Annotated in this window: 17 protein-coding genes; all 17 read left to right on the forward strand. The window is 47.2% G+C overall.

What is annotated here, in order from left to right:
* Positions 1-200: 200 nt before the first annotated feature.
* The 17 genes from U1I11_RS12115 to U1I11_RS12195 all read left to right on the forward strand — a co-directional run bounded on the left by U1I11_RS12115 (position 201) and on the right by U1I11_RS12195 (position 20,587).
* The gene (locus tag U1I11_RS12115) at positions 201-1,538 is read left to right on the forward strand and encodes an ABC transporter substrate-binding protein (RefSeq protein WP_322906386.1); all 1,338 of its coding nucleotides are present in this window, start codon (positions 201-203) and stop codon (positions 1,536-1,538) included.
* A gap of 93 nt (positions 1,539-1,631) precedes the next feature.
* The gene (locus U1I11_RS12120; protein WP_322906387.1) at positions 1,632-2,513 is read left to right on the forward strand and encodes a carbohydrate ABC transporter permease; all 882 of its coding nucleotides are present in this window, start codon (positions 1,632-1,634) and stop codon (positions 2,511-2,513) included.
* Positions 2,513-3,337, forward strand: coding sequence for a carbohydrate ABC transporter permease (locus U1I11_RS12125; protein ID WP_322906607.1), 825 nt, complete (start codon positions 2,513-2,515; stop codon positions 3,335-3,337). Before U1I11_RS12120 ends, U1I11_RS12125 begins: the two co-directional genes overlap by 1 nt.
* 77 nt (positions 3,338-3,414) lie before the next feature.
* Entirely contained in the window at positions 3,415-4,404 is a 990-nt protein-coding gene (locus U1I11_RS12130) for a LacI family DNA-binding transcriptional regulator (protein WP_322906388.1), read from the forward strand.
* Between the two features lie 198 nt (positions 4,405-4,602).
* Complete coding sequence (locus U1I11_RS12135; protein ID WP_322906389.1) at positions 4,603-5,547, forward strand: alpha/beta hydrolase; 945 nt, start codon at positions 4,603-4,605, stop codon at positions 5,545-5,547.
* 238 nt (positions 5,548-5,785) lie between these two features.
* Positions 5,786-6,604 carry a phosphotransferase family protein gene (locus U1I11_RS12140; RefSeq protein WP_322906390.1) on the forward strand — a complete coding sequence of 273 codons (819 nt, stop codon included), beginning with the start codon at positions 5,786-5,788 and terminating at the stop codon, positions 6,602-6,604.
* A gap of 293 nt (positions 6,605-6,897) precedes the next feature.
* On the forward strand, positions 6,898-8,358 hold the full coding sequence (locus U1I11_RS12145; protein ID WP_322906391.1) for a catalase: 1,461 nt from the start codon (positions 6,898-6,900) through the stop codon (positions 8,356-8,358).
* 535 nt (positions 8,359-8,893) lie between these two features.
* Entirely contained in the window at positions 8,894-9,349 is a 456-nt protein-coding gene (locus U1I11_RS12150) for a hypothetical protein (protein ID WP_322906392.1), read from the forward strand.
* Positions 9,350-9,893: 544 nt separating this feature from the next.
* A complete protein-coding gene (locus tag U1I11_RS12155; RefSeq protein WP_322906393.1) occupies positions 9,894-10,310 on the forward strand; it encodes a BlaI/MecI/CopY family transcriptional regulator in 417 nt (138 codons plus the stop codon).
* Positions 10,292-11,173 carry a M56 family metallopeptidase gene (locus tag U1I11_RS12160; protein ID WP_322906394.1) on the forward strand — a complete coding sequence of 294 codons (882 nt, stop codon included), beginning with the start codon at positions 10,292-10,294 and terminating at the stop codon, positions 11,171-11,173. The genes U1I11_RS12155 and U1I11_RS12160 overlap by 19 nt, the downstream gene beginning before the upstream one ends.
* A 68-nt stretch (positions 11,174-11,241) precedes the next feature.
* Positions 11,242-11,673 (forward strand): DoxX family protein, encoded by a 432-nt coding sequence (locus U1I11_RS12165; RefSeq protein WP_322906395.1) that lies wholly within the window; start codon positions 11,242-11,244, stop codon positions 11,671-11,673.
* A gap of 712 nt (positions 11,674-12,385) precedes the next feature.
* On the forward strand, positions 12,386-14,365 hold the full coding sequence (locus tag U1I11_RS12170; protein ID WP_322906396.1) for a methyl-accepting chemotaxis protein: 1,980 nt from the start codon (positions 12,386-12,388) through the stop codon (positions 14,363-14,365).
* A gap of 672 nt (positions 14,366-15,037) precedes the next feature.
* Positions 15,038-15,739, forward strand: coding sequence for a pirin family protein (locus U1I11_RS12175; protein WP_322906397.1), 702 nt, complete (start codon positions 15,038-15,040; stop codon positions 15,737-15,739).
* A gap of 17 nt (positions 15,740-15,756) precedes the next feature.
* Entirely contained in the window at positions 15,757-16,086 is a 330-nt protein-coding gene (locus U1I11_RS12180) for a hypothetical protein (protein WP_322906398.1), read from the forward strand.
* A gap of 721 nt (positions 16,087-16,807) precedes the next feature.
* Entirely contained in the window at positions 16,808-19,018 is a 2,211-nt protein-coding gene (locus U1I11_RS12185; protein ID WP_322906399.1) for an ATP-binding protein, read from the forward strand.
* A gap of 112 nt (positions 19,019-19,130) precedes the next feature.
* Positions 19,131-19,679 carry a Pvc16 family protein gene (locus U1I11_RS12190; protein ID WP_322906400.1) on the forward strand — a complete coding sequence of 183 codons (549 nt, stop codon included), beginning with the start codon at positions 19,131-19,133 and terminating at the stop codon, positions 19,677-19,679.
* A complete protein-coding gene (locus U1I11_RS12195; protein WP_322906401.1) occupies positions 19,676-20,587 on the forward strand; it encodes a hypothetical protein in 912 nt (303 codons plus the stop codon). Before U1I11_RS12190 ends, U1I11_RS12195 begins: the two co-directional genes overlap by 4 nt.
* The last annotated feature ends 34 nt before the right edge of the window (positions 20,588-20,621 follow it).

Below are 20,621 nucleotides of genomic sequence, written 5' to 3' on the forward strand. Positions count from 1 at the left end.
ATTGCCCTATGTTGTTCATTGGATGCTGTATGATATATCGTATTATAAATCGCTCTGTCTTCGGGATGTACCCGTCTAGAAGACAGGGCGATTTTATTTTTATTTTGGCATGTCAATCGATTGACATAGGTTGTGTCAACCGGTTATCATAAAGCTGTATTTTGAATGTAAGCGTATTCATAATTAAAGGGGGTTGTAACATGTTTAAAAAAGTTGCGCCGTGGATCGCTATACTGTTGGTCATCATGCTGCTGGTTGCTTGTTCACAGGGCAAAGGCAGCAATGCAGGACAGAGCGAAGCATCATCCGCTGGGAATGGTGAAGTGAAGCTGACGTTTTTTAATACATCCGCAGAGGTGAACAGTGTATTTGAGAAGCTGTTTGAAAAGTATCATGAGCTGAATCCGAAGGTGACGATCGATCTGATTCCGACACCGATCGGTGGGGCGCAACTGGAAAAGTTCCAGTCTTTGCTCGCTTCAAACAACCCGCCAACGATATCTAATCTCGATCCAGGCACAATTTTGCAATACAAAGATAAGTTTCTCGATCTCGATTCCGAGAAATCCAAATATGAGGAGCTGACCAAACCGGGTGCAGTGGACAATGCACTTCTGGATGGCAAATTTCTAGGCATTCCGTGGACGGCGCAAGGATATGGTTTACTGTACAACAAACGTGCGGTGGAAGAAGCGATTGGCGGTACATTTGATCCGACAACGATTAAAACGCGTGCTGATTTGGAAGCTTTATTTCAAAAAATCCAGGCAGCCGGTAAAGCGCCGGTTATGATTCATGGCGCAGATTGGTCGCTCGGGGCGCATTATTTGGGACTCGTTTATGCGTTGCAGTCCAAAGATGTACAAACCGATCTTAAGTTTGTGAAAGGGTTGGAAGACGGTACACAGTCATTGGCGAATAACGCTGTGTTCAATGGATTGATGGATACATTTGATGTGTTGAAAAAATACAATGCACGCAGCAAAGACCCGCTGACCAATGATTACAATAAGGACAGTGCCGATTTTGCGAAAGGAAACGCGGCTTTTTATTTTATGGGCGATTGGACATGGTCGGTGATCGGTTCATTACAAGGGCGTGATCAGGAGTTTGGCATCATTCCGGTGCCGATTAGCAACAATCCGGCGGATTACGGCAATACGCAGATTGCTTACAGCGAACCGAAGCTAATGGCGATCGACAATTCCGGTTCTTCACCGGAACAGCAGGCAGCGGCGAAGAAATTTATCGAATGGCTCGTCACTAGCGATGAAGGACAAAAAGCGATCGTAGCGGATATGGGGCTTGCACTGCCTTACAAAAACGTAAAGGTACAAAGCACGAATGCGATCTCCAATGCAGTTAGCAAATATGTGGATGAAGGCAAAACGATCAATATCGGTGTCATTAATTATTTGCCGCAAGATTATTGGGCGAAAACGGGTGCGTCCATGCAAAAGTATCTGGTGAACGTCATTAACCGTCAAGGGCTGATTGACGAGGTACAAGCATACTGGAAATCGCAAGCAGGCAAATAAGTGCAGTAGTACGGTTAAGGGCGGAAAGTGGATTTGATGTTTTCCGCTCTTGACCGGTAAGCTGGCAAAATGACTGCTGAAAGAGAGGTCAACATGACGAGAAAACAATGGATGCGCAATATGGGCACATTTCTGCTATTTGGCGGGCCGTCGGTATTTGCTTTTATGGCGGTAGTGATCATTCCGTTTGTGGTCGGTTTGTATTTGACGTTTACGAACTGGGATGTGAATACCGGTGACAGTTCGTTTATTGGACTTGCCAATTATAAGCAGGTGTGGCTGGATACGGTGTTTTGGCAGCAGCTTTGGTTCACGTTGAAGTATGTATTTTGTACGGTTGTGCTGGCAAATGTGGCAGCGTTTTTTGTGGCGCTGGCATTAACGGGTGGCAGACGTGGAGAGCAATGGCTGCGAACCGGCTTTTTTACGCCCAATTTAATTGGCGGGATTGTGCTTGGTTATTTGTGGCAGACGTTGTTTTCGCAAGTGTTGCCATATCTCGGTGATAAGTATAGTTGGTCGCTGTTTGCTACTTCATGGTTGACGAATACGGACACCGCATTTTGGGCGCTGGTGATCGTTACGGCGTGGCAGTTAATCGGTTATTTGATGATCATTTATATCGCAGGTTTTGCCGGTGTTCCGGGCGATGTGCTGGAAGCTGCCAATATGGATGGTGCGAGCCGAATGGCGGTCATTCGCAAAATTATGTTGCCGCTGACGGTGCCGGCGATTGTGATCTGTATTTTTGTGTCGCTGTCGCGTTCGTTTCTGACGTATGATATCAATTTGGCGCTGACGAAGGGCGGGCCGTTTAACTCGACCGAGTTGGCTACATTTCATATTGTGCAAAAGGCGTTTTTGTCTAATGAATATGGTGTCGGACAGGCGGAAGCGGTCGTGCTGTTTGCGGTGGTAGCGATTGTAGCGCTTACGCAATCGTATTTGCTGAAACGGTTGGAGGTGGAGTCTTGATGACTGCACAGCGCTCGCTTCATTCGCTGAAAACGCTATTGTTGTACGTGCTACTGCTCGTCTTTTTAACGCCATTTCTGATCATTATTATGAACTCGTTCAAAACGACCGAACAATTTGTAGACAATCCGCTGTCGTTGCCGCAACAATGGACACTCGACAATTACATCAGCGCATGGGACAGTATGGACTTTGGGAACGGGTTGATGAATTCGTTGACGATAACGGTCTGGTCGGTGTTTGTTATTTTGCTGTTTTCGTCGATGACCGGGTATTTGTTTGTACGGTTTAAATGGCGGGTGAATGGGTGGATTTTTTTTGCGATGCTCGCTTCGTTGGCATTGCCGTTTCAGGTGCTGATGATTCCGTTGGTGATGCTGTATGGCAATTTGGAGCTGCTTGATTCCAAGACCATCCTCGTATTTATGTATGCCGGCTTTGGCGTTCCGTTTGGTGTGTTTACGTTTCATGGCTTTATTAAAGGCATTCCGTATGAGCTGGAGGAATCGGCTTTTATGGAAGGTAGCTCGCGTGCACATACGTTTTTTTGGATCGTCATGCCGCTGCTCAAACCGGTGTTTGTAACGTTAATCGTGCTGGATGTATTATGGATTTGGAACGACTATTTGCTGCCGAGTCTAGTGTTGCTGTCCCCGGATTATCGAACATTGCCACTGTCGACATATAATTTCTTTTCCTCTTATTCGGTCGACTTTTCGCCGCTGATGGCAGGCTTGATGATGACGATTATTCCGGTGCTGGTCATGTATTTATTTTTGCAAAAGCAGATCATTAAAGGCATTACCGAAGGTGCGCTTAAATAAAGCGTCACCACCGTTATACTGTATAACAGGCACTAACGGTTTATAATGAAGGTAAACAGCAAGGTGGTCTGAAACGGATGCCCAAAATCGAAGATGTGGCAAAACATGCAGGCGTATCGGTGACGACGGTATCTCGTGTATTGAACGATCGTGGCTATATTAGTCAGAAAACACGAGATAACGTCCATCGTGCGATGCAGGAACTGAATTATCAGCCAAATGAGATGGCTCGTGCATTGTTCCGAAAAAAATCGCATATGATCGGCTTGATTGTGCCGGATGTGTCGCATCCTTTTTTTAGCGAGCTAGCGTATTATGTAGAATTGGCGGCAGATCGGCATGGGTACAAGCTGCTGTTATGCAATTCCAAGCGAGCGATTGCGAAGGAAAAACAATATATCGATATGCTGAGAAAAAACAAAGTTGATGGCATCATTATGGGTAGCTCCGTGCTGGATGTTGATCATTATTTGCATTTGGAGCTGCCGATCATTTCGCTTGATCGACAATTGTCGGCGGATATCCCGGTCGTCACTTCGGACAATGTGCTGGGCGGGCAGCTTGCTGCGCAGCGATTGTTGGAGAAAGGATGCCAATATCCGGCTTATGTGTATCGCGGACTAGGCGGGCCTCATCATGATGCGATGCTGGCAAGTGGGCGTGTGCAAGGATATGGCTCGGTGCTGGAAGCTGCTGGTATTCAGCCTTTGCATGTGCAGCTTGATGCGACCGTGTCGCAAGAGCAGAGTGTCAATTTGGAGCTGGTTCGGTTTTTACAGGAGCACCCGGAAGTGGATGGCATATTCGCCAGCAGTGATGTGATTGCCGCTGAGGTGATTCAAGCTTGTCATCATTGCGGTATACAGGTGCCGGAACGACTAGGTGTGATCGGTTATGACGATGTAAACATCGCTTCGCTTGTGACACCGCGTCTTACGACGATCAGGCAGCCGATTGAAGAAATGGCGACATGTCTGATTGAGATGTTGCTGCGTCATATCGTCGGAGATCGTATTCCACATGAAACGGTGCTGCCTGTATCGCTAATTGAGCGCGCAACGACTTGATTCGCTGTAGCTCTATATGATGATACCGATGCGAGTGTAAAAGATGTTTAACTGCACCGTGTACTTATGTTTTACTAAACGTTCTGTAACGATGGCAACGCAATCATATCCTTCCTATGAAGTGTTGAATGAATCCGGTTGTTGTGCAGGATGAAGCTGGAGGGATACATCTAATTTCATTGTAAAGGATGAAACGATATGGACAATGTACAATTTGAGCGGGCACTTCATCCGGAGATCAAGGATAGCCTTGCCCTGTTTCCGGAACTCCATTTGCCTGAGCAGCTGGACATGGCAAGGCAGTTTGAATGGCCTGCGGCTGAGCCGAATGAACGAGTCATGATTCATGAATATGAGATTCAAGGTGGAGCCGATCAGCCGCTGCGTGTGCGTGTGTATATGCCTGCCCAACAAGTGGAAACAGCATCGTCTCTGCCTGGAATATTGTGGACGCATGGCGGTGGGCATGTGCTTGGCTCACCGGAAGGAGAAGACAAGTTATGTATGCTAATCGTCGAAACGGTTGGCTGTGTGATCGTCTCGCCGGATTATCGGCTAGCGCCTGAACATCCCTATCCGGCGGATGTGGAGGATGCTTTTGCTGCATTATGCTGGATGATGTCTGACACATGCCCGTTTTCCGTTCGTGCTGACCGGCTTGCTGTAGGCGGAGCGAGTGCCGGCGGTGGACTGGCAGCAGCGCTCGCTTTGCTGGCACGTGACCGGAAAGGCCCGCCGCTTTGTTTTCAGTTGTTATTATATCCGATGCTTGATCACCGTAATGATACGCCATCCAGCCATGAGATTCATTATCCGAAAGTATGGAATCGTGAAAGCAATCTGGCGGCATGGCGCATGTACTTGGGTAGTAAAGCAGCAGATTTGTACGCATCGCCAAGTTTGGCGACCGACTTGACAGGGCTGCCACCGGCTTATTTATGTGTCGGGCAGCTTGATCCGTTTCGTGACGAGACGATCGCTTACGCAGCTAAGCTTGCGCAAGCCGGAATTGAGGCGGAATTGCACGTACAGCCTGGCTGTTATCATGGCTTTGAAAACGTAGCACCTGAAGCTGCACCAAGCCGCCGTTTTCGAGATGCGTATGTACAGGCGCTGTATAGAGCGTTAAATGTTAGCGAATAAATCAATACCTAAGCAACAGCATGAATTACCAAACAACAATAACAACTACAATACAATAGCTTATTTTGATCAAATAAAGTTTGCCCGTATTCATTGTGTTGAAATGAGTTGCCGATGCGACGAATTGGATCAAAATAAGCTATTGATGTGTTAAGGCAATATAATTTCATCATGTGCGGTTGTTAATATGTAAATTTATGTGTATTTCTGTTGCAATATGTAGTGGAGCAACAAGTGTATGGAGGGGGAAATATTGCTGCCGATACCGATCCATATGGATGAAATTCCAAGTGAGATCATGGAATACGTAAATCGTATCGTTTCTATACGTTATCCGCGTCAAGGTCATACATCTCATGTAGCGATAATTGAAAGTGACCAAGGGATTTTTGCGCTTAAAAGAACAAAAGGGAAACTATTTAATTACATGGTACACCAAGAAGTGTCGATCTTAAATAGCTTACACGAAACGACACAATTACCCGTGCCTCGTGTCAAAAAATTCATACAACAACATCAGCATGCACAATACTGGTCACTTATGGACTTTATAGAAGGGCAAACGATTAGAGCAGCGTTATGGAATGAGCATAACAATGAAAGACGACAAGAGATTATTTTTCAGTTTGGAGCCATATTGTCTACGATTCATGCAACACCGTGTCCTAGTGAATGGATGACAAATGAACAAGCTTGGCTTGACTATATGTTAAATCAAGCAACTTATAATTTGAACAATGACGAGGTAGATGGCACCGCAGCTTTGTTGAGCAAATTGATCATGAATAAACCAAAGCAGTATAAACAAACGTTTATTCATGGAGACTATACGATCGATAATGTTATCGTTTCGAATGGGATTATTACAGGTGTGATCGATTGGAGCAGTGGAGCTTATGGTGATCCGCGATATGATGCTTCTTTGGCGATTCGACCTAAACCGAATGCATTTATCGATAAAATCGATCAGCAAATTTTCTTTGAAGGCTATGGAGAGCGGATTATAAATAACGATGAATATGATTATTTTGCTAACGGATTATACGAGTTTTTTTAATGATGCTCGTTCTGAACTTGTTCGCCAAAAAGGTCGTTTAGCCTGTCGTATACGTATATCCCATCACATCGTGATCGTTGCTATTTATTACATCTGTTCTTCATCTAAGCCTCATCTAAGTCTCATGCTTCGCTCATGAACCGGGAATGTGACGATGATAGAATGAGTTTACATTCAAATTTTGAAATCAGTCTAAATGCAAGTCTGATTTATACCTAATATCGTACGGTCATAGCAGGTATGAATGAGATCGAGCAGGTCATGATTTCCGCTTCGAAAGGATGATTGTAACGATGGATAACCGTTTGACGACCAACCAGGGGGCTCCGGTAGGAGACAACCAAAATTCCCGTACTGCCGGACGCCGAGGACCTACGCTGCTGGAAGATTACCATCTGCTTGAGAAAATTGCGCATTTTGACCGTGAACGTATTCCGGAACGTGTTGTACATGCAAGAGGTGCGGGTGCACATGGTGTATTTCGCGTTGAGAACAGTATGAAACAGTATACAAAGGCTGCTTTCCTGCAAGAAGTGGGCGCGGAGACGCCGGTATTTGTCCGTTTTTCGACCGTTATTCACGGTGTCGGTTCACCGGAGACAGCGCGTGATCCACGCGGTTTTGCGACTAAGTTTTATACACAAGAAGGCAACTATGATCTGGTCGGTAATCATCTGCCTGTATTTTTTATCCGCGATGCGATCAAATTTCCAGATATGGTACACTCGCTCAAACCTGATCCGCAAACGAATATCCAAAATCCGGGTCGTTACTGGGACTTTATGACATTGACGCCGGAATCGACGCATATGATGACATGGTTGTTTTCCGATCATGGTACACCAGCGAATTACCGTGAAATGGACGGCTTTAGCGTGCATGCGTTCAAATGGATTAATGCTGAAGGCAAAGTGACGTATGTTAAATATAAATGGGAATCAAAGCAAGGTGTGCGCACATTCTCAGCGGCGGAAGTGGAAAAGCAGCAGGGCAAAGACTTTAACCATGCTACACGCGACCTGTTTGATCATATCGAGCAAAGTAAATTCCCAGAGTGGCAACTTAAAGTACAATTTATCGAGCCGGCGGATATCGATAACTATTCGTTTGATCCACTTGATCCGACTAAAGTATGGCCTGAAGAACAGTTCCCGTTCCATGTGATCGGTACGATGACATTAAACAAAAATCCGGAAAATTTCTTTGCTGAAGTCGAGCAAGTAGCATTTTCGCCAAGTGCGCTCGTACCGGGAATTGAGCCGTCCGAGGACAAGCTGCTGCAAGGTCGTCTGTTCTCCTACCCGGACACACAGCGTCATCGTCTCGGACCGAACTATTTGCAAATTCCGGTTAACTGCCCGTACGCGCCGGTACGCAACCATCAGCGTGATGGATTGATGAATGTCAATCAAGATACAAGCCGTTACAACTATGAGCCAAACAGTTATACCGACGGCCCGGTCGAAGATTCAGCTTATGTGGACACTGAAGTGGAACTGCAAGGTCACGTTACCCGTCAAAAAATCGAAAAAACGGATGATTTTGCTCAGGCAGGTGCACAATATCGTTCGTATACTGCGGAAGAAAAAGATAATTTACTGTCCAATCTGGTTAATGATTTACAAGGAGTGAAAAAGGATATTCAGTTGCGAGCGATTTGCAACTTTATCCGTGCAGACCGTGAATACGGAATGCGTCTTGCGCAAGGACTTGGCGTTGATATTAGCGAATTTATGTCCCAACTTCACTCTTGATTGATGAACCATTGAGCAGTACGATACGTATATAAGGTTAGAAGGTCTTGCTTGCGGCAATGCAAATAGGGCCTTCTTGCCATTAGGTTCGTGTTTCATGGAGATTGGTGTGATCCAGCGTCCGACTTTTGACCATACAAGGGGTAGCCCGTAAACGGTTATAGTCGGGTGCTTTTATATACAGCCTGTTGAATCGCTCCTTAACAAATAAGCACAGTCTAAGTAGAAGCAGAGGATACGGAGCTGTTCGACAAGCCCACAGCAACGCTGTCTGCGGCGCTTGAAACCGGGTATTGCGGAGCATGGATGAGGCGTCATCATCATCCGGTTGCCGCCTGAACCCGTAAGCCGCAGCGGACAAGGCCATTTGGCCATCATATAGATGTACTGGCAGGGGGAAGCGTAGCATAATCAGTTGGCGCTTCCCCCTGTTTGTTTCTCTTACCGTAAGGTCTGTTGGTCGTTCAATGCCGATTCAGCACAACATGAATGCAGGCTTTTGATTTGCGATGGAACAGTAAAGGAGAGATATGCCATGAATAAATGGACGGTTCGGATTATGGTTAGTCTGCTGGTAGCGGTATTTCTCGCGGGCGCAGTTGCTGTTCAGCCTGTTATGGCTAGTGCGGCAAGCGTTGCAGCCCAGCGCGTTGTGGAGCGCACAGACGGTGGCGGTCTGCCGTCCAATTTCCCCATTCCCGATGACGCGATCGTGATTACGGCGGCGCGCAGCGATAACAGTCATGATCATTTTGTACGGTTAACATTACGTACGATGCTAAGTATGGAGCTGCTTGCCAAAACATATAGTGAATATTTCCGCAGCGTCGATATGCCTGATGCGCTCAAAAAGGTGAGTGAGCAGCGTTTGCTTATTGAAGGCGATAATGCTCAAACCGGGGAAAATTGGATTTTGACAGCGAGTCCAGTTGATCCGCACGTACTGAATGGACAGGTGGAGATGACGCTGATTTGGAACGATGCGCGGTAAATGTAATCATTTTAATGATAAGATCATGAAGGTTGCGATGTGCATTGTATACGGTGTTCATATCCGTATTCGCAGCGTGCGTTTACCATTTACAAATGAATGAGCAGTACGCTGCGGGTCGGATATGAGAACGGTAATGAAAGAAGACAGAGGCTTGATAGAGACAGCAGACGGTTTTGTACGACTTTTACGCTAGTGGAAGTTCATTCTATACAGCTTAACGAGCGTTCCGGTAAAACGGTAGTGTAAATAAGTTAAAGATACAGAGCGATCGAAGCAAAAGCTAAAAATAGCATAGCTAGCAAAAGGAAGCGAGCGAATGCCGTAATGGTGAGCCATTGGGATAATTGTTAACGCAGTGTAAAATTGCTGTTATATGAATGGAATTTATTGTTGAAACACATTTATTTCCAAAAAATAAATTAAGAAACTAACGAAAAGTATAGACTGATACACAAAATGTGTTAATATACAATTAACTATAAGGGTTTGACTTGCTCTAAATGTCAGCACTACAATAAGTAGTGTGAGGTGGCGAGCAGCAATGAAAATCAAAAAATTTAATGTAGGCACGACAGGCATGGATCGTTTTTTTGGCCCGCTGGAAGCAAAAATTATGGATGTGTTATGGGATGCTGAGCATCCGCTTACGATCAAAGAAGTACAGCATCTGTTGGATCAAGTCAAGCCGCTTAGCTTTAATACAGTAATGACGGTCATGAATCGACTGGTGGAAAAAGGGGCGCTGCACAAGCAAATGGAAGGTAAAAGCTTTCATTATGCGCCTGCGGAAAGCCGGGCGGACTTTCTTGATCATCAATCCAGAGAATTGACCCATGAACTGATGGAGGAATTCGGCTCGCTAGCTGTCAACCATATGGTGGATGTGCTGGAGGAAGTTGATCCCAAACTTATTCAAGCCCTGGAGGACAAAATCAGACAATGGAAAAACAACGGCTAGAATGGTGGATACGACGTTCCCATCGTCTGCTGGGCATGGGAATCGGCATCACGGCGTTTACGCTTGCGCTGATGGGCATGTATACGATGCATATGTTGTTTGGCTGGAATATCCCGTTTGATGTGTTGCGCATTTGCAATATGTGGATGCAGGCGCATGGGTGGTTTTCAGTCAGTCATTTGCTGGCAGGGCTGGTCATCTGTACGTTTGTGCTGTTCATCGGTTATGCGCTAGATCAATGTTACGGTTCATACCGTGCAGCACGGCGCTGTAATGAGCTGGAACAGCGCGCGTTGTCTGACCAATTTAACGAATATTACCGACCGGAGGGCAAACGTACGTTTATGATTGTACGTCATGCCGAGCCGCTTGCGCTGACGATGGGCATTGTGCACAGACGGATCATTTTGTCGGAAGGATTGCTGCAATTGTTAGATCATGAGGAACTGGAAGCGGTTGTGCATCATGAGCTGTTTCATTATGACCGACGTGATCCGCTCAAAACGTTTCTATTGACACAGGCGGCGTTTGCATTATGGTTTTTGCCGATGTTGCGCGGTATGGCTACCCATTACAAAATATCGCGTGAGGTGCTTGCCGATCATGCTGCGATCCAGCAGCTCGGAACACCGGCAGGCATTGGCGGTGCGTTGCTCAAGCTGGTCAATCGCTCACGTACACGCATGCAGCTTCCGTCGCGGATGATCTATTCTTCCTTTGCAGAAACATCGCTGAATTACCGGATTCATCGTATTATCGAGCCTGAGAGCCGGCATTCACCACAGCTTGCTTTATGGTCGGTAGTGATCTCGTTGCCGGTGTTAATAATGCTTAGCCTATTGTTGTTATGGTCGCTCATCTAAACGATAGGGGCGGCTGTTCATAAATTAACACTACAATCTGTAGTGTATCGACTAAGGAGGAATTTATAATGAATTTATGGAAACGAAATGTGGAGCTTGGTCTGTTGATCGTCCGCGTGCTGACGGGTATTATTTTCCTCGTGCATGGAATTTCCAAGTTTCAAGGCGGGATTGCGGGTACACAGGGCTTTTTCCAAAGTGTGGGCATTCCGACTTTTCTGGCACCAATCGTCGGTGGACTGGAGATCGTCGGCGGCATCGCCCTCATTCTCGGCCTGTTCACCCGTATTGCTGGTGTGGTGCTGGCAGTTGTTATTGTTGGCGCATTGCTCACCGCCAAAATGGGGCAGCCGTTTATGATGGGGACGGAATTTGATTATTTGGTACTGTTCAGCAGCTTGCAAATGGCGCTTGCGGGCAGTGCGTTGCTGTCGCTTGATCATGTGATTTTTGGTAAAAAAGCACGTAGTGAGAGCAGACGGTTTGCTCAAAATTCGTAGACGCAGTAGCAAGTATCCGCTCGTTGGAGCAAGCTACTTATAAAAAGATAACGGGATGATATTTTGTCGTGAAAAGGGTAAATGAATAAGATTATAGAAGCGGGATATGGTGGAATAACCATACTCCCGCTTTTTGTATGCAGACCAGGTAGGGCATATAACCTATCGTAAAGTAGCCAATGTGATTACGATCAAATTAAGCTAGTATCTTGATCGAGATTAGTTTGAGCATTGAGTCTGTTTTAAAAGCGCATTTATTAGAATTTTAGCACATGATCAAAATTAACATTTAACTTGGTCGGCATACACGCTTTAGCACATAACAAAAATCAATATGTAATCTGGTCAAAGTATTAGAATGGTATTTATATAAAATAGCAGGATAGAAGCGACAAAAACAAATAGGCAAAAAGTTAATAGGTAAGCCGAAATAGATAATTTTGACGTTACAGAAGCAAAGGTTAGAAAGACGGTCGGAAATAAGATAAACGCTGTCCAATGGCAGTGCTGCTTGGTGTAAACTGTTGTGTTAATGACATGGGAAAATCCAATTGGACACAAAATTTCTTATATTTCTGCAAAATTTGCATTCGATGTTAGTTGTGTCTAAATAAATGGGAGCTTGAAGGCGATATATACAGTAACCGTCCATATTCATATCGTTGCATTATCAACTACTACTGCATGTCTAAAGGGAAAGAGTGTGATTCAAATGAAAAAAGCGTTAAAAAAGCCTGCTATTCGCTGGACGATCCGGTATCAGCTTATTACGGCTTTTCTCATTATTTTGCTTGTTCCAAGTCTGGCGATCAGTCTTACTTTGTATGAGAAAGCGAAAGCTCAAGTACGTGATCAATTGCTGACTAGTGCGGAGCAGAGTGTAACTACGGCGGATAATTTTGTGCAAAATTCATTGCAGGTAAAAATTGCCGATGTGAATTATTTGTCTAAACGATTTAATGCTTCGATGATACAAGGCCGTTTCAGTCCTGAAATTGTACGCGTTCTTGCACAGTATAAAGGACTGCATCCTGATGCGGTCGATGCGTTTGTCGGTACGCCGGATGGCACGATGATTCGTGCGATTCCAAAAGCCAATGAGAATGGCTATGATCCTCGTAAGCGTGAGTGGTACAAAAAGGCGATCGCAGCGCCAGGTACAACGGTGATGACAGACGTTATGCTTAATTCGAGCAACGAGGCAGTTATAGTCATTGCCCGTACACTGCCCGATAATTCGGGTGTATTAGGGGTATCGCTAAATTTAGCCAATATCGCCAAACTGGTAGATATTCCGGTTGGGCATGAAGGATATGTGATTATTCTCGATCGAGATCGTAACTATGTTGTAAGTCGTAATGGCACACCTGGCACTCCGGCGCAAGGGAACTATGTGAATCAAATGTATGCAAACGATAGCGGTCAAATTGACTATACATTTGAAGGGCGTGCCAAAAAGATGGTTTTCCTGACCGACAAATTGACAGGTTGGAAAATTGCCGGCACGCTGTACACAAGTGAAATCGACGATGCGGTCGCTCCGATTCGGCAGACGGCAACATGGATTGTAATTATCTCGCTAGTGGTCGCACTTGGTATTGTCGCGTTTAGTATCCGGATGATTATGAAGCCGATTCAGGCGCTACGCCGTACGACACAACAGATCAGCCAGGGTGATCTGAGCGTGGTGATCGATCAGAGCAAAAATAACGAAATTGGCGATTTGGCGCGTGATTTTGCGCTGATGGTCGGCAATTTGCGCGATATGATCGAACGTGTGCGCGATACGACCGACAATGTATCGGCAGCTTCTGAACAACTATCTGCCGGAGCTGAAGAAACGAGCCGTTCGGTCGAGCATGTGACGCTGGCGATTCAGGAAATGGCGACAGGCAGTGAGCGGCAGGTAAACAGTGTAAATGAAGGGGCAACAGCGATTCACCGCATGTCGGAGCGGGTGGCGGACATTTCCACTCATGTAGGTGAAGTGACGCAAAGGCTGGATGATGCATCCAAAGCGGCGGCACGCGGTAACGAATCGGTCATCGATGTCGTGCAAAAAATTTATGATATTCAGATGACAGTTGAACATTTGAGCACAGTAATTAATCAGATGAGTGTGCGCTCAGCGGAGATTGATGACATCGTTGTATTAATTCGCAATATTGCCAAACAAACGAATTTGCTGGCGCTGAATGCTTCGATTGAAGCGGCACGGGCAGGCGAACATGGCAAAGGCTTTGCGGTCGTTGCCGAGGAAGTGCGCAAGCTTGCTTCTGAATCTTCGGATTCGGCGCAGCGGATCGGTGATCTGATCGTCGGTATGCAAGGTGTTGTATCCCAGTCGCTCGAAGTGATGGATCAGGCGAAGCAAAATGTCGAAGGCGGTATTATCGCGGTCGATACATCAGGTCGCTCATTCTCAAAAATCAATCGTGCCATCAAAGCTGTAGCGCGTAAAATGGACGATATGACAAGTGTAACCGAGCAGTTGACCCATGATGCGGACGCGGTCGTAGCTGAAATTGAAAATATCGCCAACATCTCGGACGAAGCCGCAGGCAATACTGAAACGATTTCCGCTGCAGCGGAACAACAGCTTGCTTCGATGGAAGAAGTGTCCAGTGCGGCAACCGATCTGACCCGTCTGTCAGAGCAGTTGCAGGAGTTGGTGGCACGTTTCCGGCTGTAAGTGAACGCATGACAGCGACGTATTGGCGGCAAGTGATGGCTACTTTTTGCTGGCGCTGAAGCGTAATATGGTGATATGTGGCATAAGCTGTATTTCGCCCTGCATTGTGTTCATTATTATATGTGATAGGCTCCAACGGAGAGCGACTGTTATTGAGCTGGTCGCTCCCTAATGGAGCGGGATTTCCATCCACGCGCTCGTACGGAAAGCGATGATTCGATTCCAGCGTTACCGCGTAGCGGACGATTTGCTCAAAACTCGGCAACGTATTTGTCGACGTATCATTGATGGCAAATTTGGAAAATAAATCTACTGCAACGTAGGCAACATATAGATACGCATGAATGAGTCGTCGATCGGGATGATTTATGTTCATATAACTGTTTGATCGGCAAGCCGCTGCTCCATATATGTAATGGGGCAGCGGTTTTGTTTTGGCGTCCTATCATCGTTCAATCGTATGTAGCCAGGATCGTAGTATAGTGGATCATACGAATGGCGATGATCGGTTTGCCAGAACAGAGCAGCAGCAAGTATAATACATTATATTCGTTAGTTTGTTACATTTATTTAGTTGTATGGATCGTAGGTTGTGTAACGCTAGTAATAGCTAGTGTATGCCCTATTTGGATGTATCGCTATTTTATTCGATTTTAAGGAGGCTATCCGTATATGATTCAGGTGTATCCTGCAGGCGAACGGTTTCATTTTGACCGTGAATGGTTGCGTGGCAGTCACAGCTTTTCGTTTGGTGAGTATCAGGACCCGAACAATATGAGTTTTGGGCCGCTGCGTGTGTTTAATGATGATATTATTGCCCCATCGTACGGCTTTGGCGCTCATCCGCACAGTGATATGGAAATTGTGTCGATTATTTTGCAAGGTCAGCTACGGCATGAAGATAATATCGGCAATGTGGCGGTTAGTTCGTTTGGTGGTATTCAGCGTATGTCGGCAGGCACAGGTGTTATTCATACCGAGCATAATGCGTCCAAAGAAACGGACTGCAATTTGCTACAGCTTTGGTTTGAGCCTGAAGTGCGCGGGCTGACACCTTCGTATATGACGTCTTCGTTTAATCCCGCTTCGCTAAACGGCAAGCTTGTGCCGGTTGTGAGCCGTCAGGGAGGCGAGCATCAGGCGACGATTCATCAGGATTTGACGATTTATTTGAGCCGTCTGGAACAAGGCGAGCAGGTCGAATTTGTGCAACAGCCGCATCGTCGTACGTATGTGTTTGTGATTAATGGTGCGCTGCGCATCGGAAATGGTGACGTGTTGTCTGCACGCGATGCGGCGCGGATTGAGCAGGAAAGCCGGCTAGAGCTGACGGCGGAGCAGCCGGTATTTTGGATGCTGATTGATTTGCCTTGAGCATAGGGGGGATAACGATGAAAGAAACGGTTATGGTCAAACATGCGGTCACAGGACGCGAATTTTTGAATAACAATCGGCAGCCGTTTAGCTATCAATTTTCCGAGTTGCCTGAGGGACGATATCGATTGGAATTTACGGGGATTGAGTCGGAGCTGGCAGGCGATATTGTGCGGTTTCGCCAGGAACTGAATATGTTTCGTTTTGAAATTCCGGAGGACGGCGCACAGATTAAACATTGGTATTATGTAAGTCCAGAGCATGTTCAATTCGATGCCGAGCAAGGACGGTTGACGATTGAAGCGGATTCGCAAATTCGTTATTTGCCAACTGACTACTGGGCATAATTCGGTCTTTGTGCGTATCGTATATAAAGCTAATGTAAAAATAAGCCAGTTGCCCTAGGTGACTGGCTTTTTGTTATTGAAAATAAGTGTGAATTGTATTAACATAATTTGTAATTCCACTTTAGTAGATTAGTTATGTAGTTGATCCCCTCATCATGACGATTTTACATCCACGCAGTGTAATTTCATAGCTGCACAGATTGCAAAGAATGGCTTCGTATCAAGCTTTGCACTACCTTTGTCGGTACACTCGGCGTTTTCTTTCCACATCAAGGCATTTTACATAATGTTTTGCCACTCTGACGATATAATATTCATTTTCCCGCACGAAATAATCTTTTTTTGTATAGGATATTACTTTTTTGAGAACGGCAATCGATCGGTATGATGAAATGGATCAAACCGTAGTTGCAAAAAATATGCATGTCCAAATAACTAGTAAATAGATATCCATTTGCCGCTCTAAACGAGCTGGCTAGAGCCGGTACGGTATTGGGACTGATGATACGATCACGTGCATACGTGTGTTTTGTGATAGAGCATACTTTGACACGACGTTTCCTGACCATAGTATATGGAGCGTATTGATCCATATGGAATGTAATGCTGCGATCTTTTGCAAACTGCCCGGTTAGGGTTCAATCATTCGGCGTATAGATTGTTGGCTTGTTATGTGTAACTAGACGTTCGTTTAAATCAGTGATCGAAATGAGGGACAGTTATGGACATAACGGGTTACGGGCAACCCTCCATTCTAACGCAACAGACGGATGGAGAGGGGACGAGAGCGTTTCGACATAGTTTGGAGCATCTCGGTCAGGAGCTTCGACGTGCCGAGCTGATCGTACGAGCGGCATTGCTGCGTTATCCACCGCAGCTGGCGGCAGAGCTTGAGCAGTATAAAGGGCTGTTCATTAGCGATGAAGAAGTCGAACTACTGTTGGCTGGACGCAGATCGCCGGAAGATCATGCACGATTGCAGCAGCTGGATGGAGAGCTGGCTGCGCTTGAACAGCAGATTGCGCAGCGGCTGAGCGAAAGCGATATTCGGCAGCTACCACTCGCCTTGCTGCGTGAACGATTACGGCTGGAACGTGAGGAATATATTAGTGTCATTATGTTGCTGGCGATCGAGTTAGAGCGACGGTACGAGAAATTATATGCCTATTTGCAGGATGATATTACATGCAAATATGTGACACCTGATCTGCTGCTTAAGCTGGTGGCGACCGATGCGGAATCGGAAATGCGGTTGTTGCGGGCACTGCATCCGGCAGGTACGCTTAGTCGGCTGCTATTAAAGCGTGGCACGATCGGTGAGCAACAGCATTTTTTAAGCAGACCGTTCGTGTTGGAGCCGCAGGTGCTGCGGTTTGTGCTTGGAGAAACAGAGCGTTATCGTCCATTGCAGAGCTGGATGACGATTCAGCGACCGGATGATGCGCCAGAGCAGCCGCTTGTGCAGCACGATGTACAGGAGCAGTTACATCGCATTGTGACAACGTTAAGCTCGGATAGGGATGAAGCGCATTATTATGGGCTGTACGGACGTACCGGCAGCGGACGCAAACATCAATTGTATTATGTGTATGGCACATTCGGACGGGAGCTGGTCATTGCCGATCTGAATCGTATGGATACGGCAGGGTTGGATGAATCGGTGCGTGCTGCGGTGCGTGAAGCGCTGCTGCGCGGTGCTGATCTAGTGCTGGAAGGCTGGGATGACTGGGCGTTGCAGCGTGAACGCGAGTTGCAGCTTGTGCGCGGTACATTGCGCGAATATACCGGTATCATCTGGCTGCTCGGTGAGGAGGGAACAGAGCGCGCGGAAGCGTCAAGACGAACGCTTAAGGATGAAGTGACGATTCCGCTGCCAAGCCGTGAGGAGGCGCAGCGATTGTGGCAGCATTACGCACAGCGGCTGTTGCCACCGTCGGTGGAACTTGATGTTGGCAATTTGGCTGCCACATTCCAGATGACACCTGGGCAAATTCGGCTGGCGTTACAATCGCTGGCGGCAGTTTGTGCGGAGCTGGCTGACCAGCTCGAAGCGCAGCAACTGCGCGAGCTGCTGCATACGGCATGTTATCGGCAAATTCATACACGGCTCGATAATAAGGCGACACGGCTAGCAGGGGGATGGACATGGGAGCAGCTTATTTTACCTGAATCGCAAAAGCGGCAGCTACGTTATGCTTGCGATCAGGTGAAGCATCGGAGCAAAGTGTATGACGAATGGGGTCTTGGCAAACGGTTGCCGTACGGTAAAGGGCTAAGTTTGCTGTTCACCGGGCCGCCTGGTACGGGCAAAACGATGTCAGCGCGCATTATTGCGGGTGAATTGCAAATGCAGCTGTATCAGATCAATCTGTCGCAAGTTGTGAGCAAATATATTGGCGAGACGGAAAAGCATTTGCAGGAAGTGTTTGATGAGGCGCGTTACAGTAGCAGCATTTTATTTTTCGATGAAGCGGATGCATTGTTTGGCAAACGATCCGAGGTGAGTGATTCGCATGATCGGTTTGCCAATATGGAAACATCGTTTCTGTTGCAACAGATGGAGTCGTATGAAGGCATTACCGTACTCGCCACGAATTATCGTCAAAATCTGGATGATGCGTTTATGAGACGGATTAGCTTTATCGTGCGGTTTCCGTTTCCCGATGAGGTGAGCCGCAAGCAAATTTGGCTGTCGATGCTGCCGGCAACGCTGCCGCTGGAACCGGGATTGGATTGGGACTTTCTGGCACGCACATTTGAAATCTCTGGCGGTCAAATTAAAAATATTATCGTTGCCGCCGCATTTATCGCCGCCGCGCAGGGGCAGGCGCTTTCGATGGACATGCTGCTCACCGCTGTGCGGTTAGAGCTAGAAAAGGGCGGTCTGCTGTTATCACCGGATACGCTTGGCATGTATGCCGATCTATGGTGAAGGTTGTGGACACCACGTATCGTTATCTGTATTTGTCTGTACATAGCAGTAATGCACGGTTGGAAAGGGGGACAACGTTATCGGAAATGCCAATGTAATTGTCGATACCGGAATGACGATTGTCGGATTGTTGCGGCAGCAACTTGTGCCGGATACGATCGCACATGCGGAAAGTATCGGACTCGCTTCACCGCTAGAGGAAGGGGAACTGGCGGTCAGTGTGTATTTGTTCGACATTCGGCAAAGTCGGGATTACCAAATGAACGAGATGATCGTACAAAATCGCGGTACTTTACGTTATCCGCCACTCTGTTTGGAGCTATACTACCTGATTACGGTACATTCGCGTGCCGATTTGCCAGTGCGTGCTTTGGACAGCAATCGCATCATGGGCGGTGTGTTGCAAACGCTTCATGATTATGCGAGCGTAGGCGGTGCCGAACTGGTCGGAACGTTGAAGGAAAACAATGAGGAACTGCGATTGATATTAGACGATCTGCCGTCCGAGCGGCTAAGTCAAATTTTCTCGCAAAAGCCCTATCGGTTGTCGGTTGCATGCCGCGCTGGTCCGGTCATGCTGGAATCGCTGCGGACGAAAAAAGTCAGCCGTGTGCTGGATGCGAATCTGGCGGCAGAGCATCGGAATGGAGACGGTGTATGAGTATTCGTTATCGCTGCTCCGTCGCGCTGCGGCTAATCGATTCGGTTACCGGCGGTGTTCCGGCGGTACGCGGCTTAAAGCTGACTTTGGGCTTGTTGGATGAGCTAGGACAGACGACGACTGCTCGTCCGCTTCCGCCTATGAATGGCAGAGGGTTACTGCCCAAAGGCGGCGGTTATTATGCCGCCAGCGAGCTGGAACCGGGGCATTATGTGCTAACTGTGCAATCGCCGGATTATATGCCTGCCCGGTTAGAGTGGACGATTGAGCCGCAGTCGTCTATTCCATTTCAAGTCGATCTGCGGTTGCTGCCCGCTCCCGCCTATCCGTATGCGCAGCGCTTCACGCGGGTGTACTGTCGTTGTATCGATGAACAGGGACATCCGCTGGCAGGGATCGATCTGTTTCTACGCGGCAGTCAGACTGCGGCAGCGCGTGCCAGACTACGGCGCGAAGCAACTGCCGGAACGGACGAACTGTATGTGCGGGCGACCGGAGCAGAGCCTGTAATCGGTGAGCAGATGGTGTTGCTGTGCGAGCCGTCATCATCCGATGATCCGGCGATAGCTTCAGCGTCTGCTGAACCGATTCGGATTGCCAACAGTGCGGACGATGAACCTGTTGCTCCGGTGCAGACGGCAGGGGAGCGCTGTTGGAAGCTTGCACAGCCGCTGCAACGCGATTATCCGGCAGGAACATCACTGCTTGCGGTCGTGCAAGGACGCAGTGACAGACGAGGCGAGGCGTTGCTAGTATTAACATCTTTGCCTGGCGGTGCGACCGATTACGAGCTATCGACAGGTGCTGACGAGACGTTGTTCCGAACCCATTTAACTTTGAAAGAAGGTGAGGCGCTGCGGGTGGAGCTGAATAGGGCAAGTGGGCAAGTTCGCGTCCGTACTATGTAATCATAATCGCATCGATCGCCGTATATGCAATAAG

The sequence above is a fragment of the Paenibacillus campi genome (genome assembly GCF_034659835.1).
In the GTDB taxonomy this organism is placed as follows: Bacteria; Bacillota; Bacilli; order Paenibacillales; family Paenibacillaceae; genus Saccharibacillus; species Saccharibacillus campi.